This is a genomic window from Pseudomonas sp. NPDC086251, assembly GCF_044746405.1.
In the GTDB taxonomy this organism is placed as follows: Bacteria; Pseudomonadota; Gammaproteobacteria; order Pseudomonadales; family Pseudomonadaceae; genus Aquipseudomonas.
Genome location: NZ_JBIVBY010000028.1, coordinates 95,390 through 98,120 on the forward strand (window position 1 = coordinate 95,390; position 2,731 = coordinate 98,120).

Below are 2,731 nucleotides of genomic sequence, written 5' to 3' on the forward strand. Positions count from 1 at the left end.
CCTTCATCTTCTGCCCTGGACGAAAGGTGACCACACGGCGAGCCGTGATCGGGATTTCTTCACCCGTTTTCGGATTGCGGCCAGGCCGCTGGCGTTTGTCCCGAAGGTCGAAATTGCCGAAACCGGACAATTTGACTTGTTCGTTGTCTTCAAGAGCGTGCCTGATTTCTTCAAAAAACAGTTCGACCAATTCCTTGGCCTCCCGTTTATTCAGGCCCAGCTCTTCATACAGACGTTCCGCCATCTCAGCTTTCGTCAGAGCCCCCATACGTCACTTCCTTAACGTGGCGTTCAACCTTTGTTCGAGCGAGGTGAGGATGTTTTGCGTCGTGGTATTCACCTCATCGTCATTAAGAGTGCGCGATGGATGCTGCCAGGTCAAGCCGACTGCAAGGCTTTTTCTATCAGGATCAATGCCTTTACCCTGATACACGTCAAATAGCCTGAGGTCTGTCAGCCATTCGCCTGCATTTTCACGGATTACGTCCAGTACCGCACTGGCCGCGACGTCTTTTTCGGCGATCAGTGCAAGGTCACGACGTACTTCAGGAAAACGCGATAACTCTTGGAATTTAGGCATTTTACCCAATGCCACTTCCGCCAGTACCAGCTCGAACACGAAGACCGGACGGTCGAGACCGAGGGTTTTCGACAATTCAGGATGGATAGCGCCGACGAAACCGACCAGACGCCCTTCACGCTCGATGCGCGCGGTTTGACCCGGGTGCAACGCTGGGTGTTTGCCCGGCACGAAAGTGAACGAATCCAGCGCACCGGCAAAGCCCAGCACCGCTTCCACGTCAGCCTTGATGTCGAAGAAGTCGACGACATCGCGACCTTGCGCCCAGCCTTCCGGCAGGCGGCTACCGCAAACCACACCGGCCAGCATCGGCTCTTGCTTCAAGCCCTCCAGCTGACCGACGAAACGCAGACCGCTTTCGAACAGGCGGACGCGGTCTTGCTGACGGTTCAGGTTGTGCTGAAGCGCCTTGACCAGGCCCGGCCACAGGGTCGAACGCATGGCGGCCATGTCGTTGGAAATCGGGTTGGCCAGCAGCAACGGTTCCACGCCCGGATTAAACAACTCGAACTGTTTCGGATCGATGAAGCTGTAGGTGATCGCCTCCTGGTAACCGCGGGCGACCAGCAGACGGCGCAACTCAGGCAAATCGCTACGCGCTTCAGCCTTGGCTTGCGGCGCCAGACGGGCTTGCGGGTAGCGGACCGGCAGACGGTTGTAACCGTACAGACGGGCCAGCTCTTCGATCAGATCAACCTCAAGGCTGATATCGAAGCGATGGCTTGGCACGGCGACTTGCCATTGCCCTGCCCCATCGGCGGAAACGGTCAGGCCCAAAGCGTTGAGCAGGCGCTCGACTTCGGCCGAATCCATTTCCATGCCCAGCATCTGGGTGATGCGCGCGGCACGCAAGGTCACCGGCGCGATCTTCGGCAGGTGTTGCTCGCTCACGGTTTCGATGATCGGGCCGGCTTCGCCACCGGTGATTTCCAGCAGCAGGCCAGTGGCGCGCTCCATGGCTTCACGGGCCAGCTGCCAGTCCACGCCACGCTCATAGCGGTGCGAGGCATCGGTGTGCAGGCCATACGAACGGGCCTTGCCAGCGACAGCAATCTGATCGAAGAACGCGCTTTCGAGGAAAATATCGCGAGTGGTCGCGGTGTTGACGCCGCTGTGCTCGCCACCCATGACGCCGGCAATAGCCAAGGCGCGGGTGTGGTCGGCAATCACCAGCGTATCGCTACGCAGGCTGACTTCCTGACCGTCGAGCAGCACCAGCTTCTCGCCTTCTTCGGCCATGCGCACGCGGATGCCGCCATTGATTTCGGCGAGATCGAAGGCGTGCAGCGGTTGACCCAGTTCCAGCATCACGTAGTTGGTGATGTCAACGGCAGCGTCGATGCTGCGCACGTCGGCACGACGCAGACGCTCAACCATCCACAGCGGCGTCGGCTTGGACAGGTCGACGTTCCGGATCACACGGCCCAGGTAACGCGGGCAAGCAGCCGGCGCCAGGACTTCGATCGAACGCACTTCGTCATGCACGGCTGGCACGACGGGAACGATCGGACGGGTGACTGCGGCGTCGTACAGCGCGCCGACTTCACGGGCCAGACCGGCCAGGGACAAGCAGTCGCCGCGGTTCGGGGTCAGATCGACCTCGATGCTGGCGTCGTCCAGGCTCAGGTATTCACGAATGTCCTGACCCACTGGCGCATCGGCCGGCAATTCCATCAGGCCATCGTTGCCTTCACCGACTTGCAGCTCGGCTTGCGAGCACAACATGCCGTTGGACTCAACGCCACGCAGCTTGGCTTTCTTGATTTTGAAGTCGCCTGGCAGTTCGGCACCGATCATGGCGAACGGGATCTTCAGGCCCGGGCGCACGTTCGGCGCGCCGCAGACGACCTGGAAGGTCTCCGAGCCATTGCTGACCTGGCAAACACGCAACTTGTCGGCGTCCGGGTGCTGCTCGGTGCTCAGCACCTCGCCCACCACCACACCGGTGAATTCGCCGGCGGCCAGCGTAACGCTATCGACCTCAAGACCGGCCATCGACAGACGAGCAACCAGCTCGTCGCGACTTACCTGCGGGCTTACCCAGCCACGCAGCCATTGTTCACTGAATTTCATCCTGCTCTCCTAAGAATTCGTTACGACTAGCGAAATTGCGCGAGGAACCGCAAGTCCTTGACGAAGAACAGACGCAAG

The 2,731-nt window shown here is 60.0% G+C and carries 2 protein-coding genes; both read right to left on the bottom strand.

Annotation, left to right across the window (positions count from 1 at the left end):
• Window positions 1–268, bottom strand: a 268-nt coding sequence (ihfA, locus tag ACIPL2_RS26900) for an integration host factor subunit alpha (protein ID WP_401361494.1), incomplete at its 3' end; no start/stop codon positions are given.
• 3 nt (window positions 269–271) lie between these two features.
• Window positions 272–2,653, bottom strand: a complete 2,382-nt coding sequence (gene pheT, locus ACIPL2_RS26905; RefSeq protein ID WP_401361496.1) for a phenylalanine--tRNA ligase subunit beta — start codon at window positions 2,651–2,653, stop codon at window positions 272–274.
• Window positions 2,654–2,731: the final 78 nt, after the last annotated feature.

What these genes read in the sequence shown, in the direction of transcription:
- pheT (WP_401361496.1), bottom strand. Translation starts at nt 2,653, where the DNA reads ATGAAATTCAGTGAACAATGGCTGCGTGGCTGGGTAAGCCCGCAGGTA.